1 protein-coding gene is annotated in these 2122 nt (G+C 27.3%); it reads right to left on the bottom strand.

The features are described from left to right. Window positions 1-797 precede the first annotated feature (797 nt). Window positions 798-2122, bottom strand: a 1325-nt coding sequence (locus AN959_RS21480) for a hypothetical protein (protein ID WP_172794420.1), incomplete at its 5' end; no start/stop codon positions are given.

The following is a 2122-nucleotide window of genomic DNA, read 5'->3' as shown; positions in this document are numbered from 1 at the left end:
AACAGCATAGAACAAATTTTGTCGTTTTGTATAAAAATCGACTATATTATTTAGATAGATAATAAAACAAAATATAAATAATAGGAGGAAATAAAATGAGACAAAAACACGAAGAAATAGATGAAATAATAAATGAGGTGAGTAGTGACTTCATACAAAGGTTTAAAAATTCACTGGAAGAAAAAGAGATTGACATTGAGTAATTTATAAACGAATGGGGCAAGATTTAGTACTAGCTATGTCTTAATAACATAGATATGAATAGTAAATAGTAGATATAAATAGGAGGGATGAGATGATAAAGGATTGTAAATTGATTTGGCCAACTATGAGGAAATTTACAAAAATGCCGAAACAGTCGTGGTCAAGTAAAAGAAACCACGAGATGCTGGCAAAAATAGGAAAATGGAAAGGGAAGTTTGGTTAAACGATTACGCAGTCTCTGCATAGCTCCAACGCTTTTAATCTTAAATTAGGCTTTGAAGGAAGATCTTATGTGGATAGTCAAGAAGAAAAAACATGTATTGAGTTAAAATGTATCTGATTTGCTGCCGTAATAATCTTTCTCTATAAGTATGTATTATTAATTGTAATAAAGTTTGAAAGTCAGCAACAGTCAAATTGAAAATAGTCATCTGAGAACAAAGGGGTGCCATAGGCATCTCTTTTCTTATTGAACAATAGGGGCAGGTTTGTATAAAGCATAGATAATCAATTCATTTGATCATATAAATTTAAAAAAACTAAGAGAAAATCTCTTAGTTTCCTAAAGTATTCTTATCTAAGTAGGCATTGATTTAACTAGTCTGAACTTCTTGTAATAATACCTCTATCTCATGCAAAGTTATTTTCTTCTGTTTATAACTAGCTTCAATTTCTTCAATACCTCTAACAGCATCAGATTCAATTAATTGTTTTAAACGATCAAATTCTTCCTGATTCCTATGTCTAATAGTAATTTCTGAGCTAATTGAAGGGCGACTTTCAATTATAATTTCTTCTCCACATTTTAATATCTCAATTATTTTCAGTATAAATTGAATAATAATGTTTAAATCTCTAACAGTAGAATTGATTCCAGTCTGCTGGTGGCGAGCTTTTACTTTTTCTAAATCTTCTAGTAACAAACCAAATTGCATTAAAATATATTCCTTATTATGTATTCGATCACTAATATCATCAAAGTATTTATAGGAATGTATATAACTTAATCGTGTAAAAGCATGAATATATTTATTTAGAAATTGAGCAAACTCTTCTCTTTCACTTAAATTAACTACAACTTGTAGAGAATTTAAATATTTTAATATCGTCAAGAATTCTTCAGTTGAATTTAAAGGACAATAGTTCATACATTTTGTCACTTCTAAATTAAAGTCTTCAATGTCATTGCATTGGAAATAAAAATCAATGAGTTTAATTTGAATATCATTTTCTATATTCGCTATCTTAAAGCATTCAAATAAATCCAATAAGTCTGAACTTCCTATTTTAAAGATTGTGTTATTGTCTGTAACAATGCTATCTGAATTGAAAAAATAATTCCAGAAATGATGAAATGCTTCTTTTTGTTCAAGCAAAGGTTTAGTTAAAACATTTTCATTGAATTTGTTTGCTGCATTTTCAAAATCTGTAAATATAGATTTTCCTTCATATAATAAATGCCATATGATTCTATCGATTTTTTCATTTTTGTGTTTTGCTATTTCTTCTAACTCTCTGAATCTACTAATATTGTATTTATCATTGTTTACTATTTCATATTTAAATAGTTTTAAAAGGCCATAATTTTCGCGATTTTGCTCATCAAGAAATATCTCCTCAAGTTTATCTTTAGAAAAATTGCTTTGCTTATGTAATTCAATTAACTGAAGAATAGTATATTTTTTATCATCAACACTAAATTTCAATGTTTCTAATAAGCTCTCCCGAATATTCAATTTTTTATACCCTTCAGAGTATAGGTGTTTCAAAAGATAAAAACTAATCACTGTTTCTTTATAATTGGAGTATAAATCTTGTTTCAATCGAAGTGCAATTAAGATTTCACCAATAAGGTGTTTTACTTTTCTTATAGGGATATAATTAATTTCTAAAACATAGTCAATTCTAAATTCAAAAA

This window comes from Psychrobacillus sp. FJAT-21963, assembly GCF_001420585.1.
Classification (GTDB): domain Bacteria; phylum Bacillota; class Bacilli; order Bacillales_A; family Planococcaceae; genus Psychrobacillus.
Note: the sequence above shows the minus strand (reverse complement) of the source record. Positions and strands in the feature narration are given on the sequence as shown.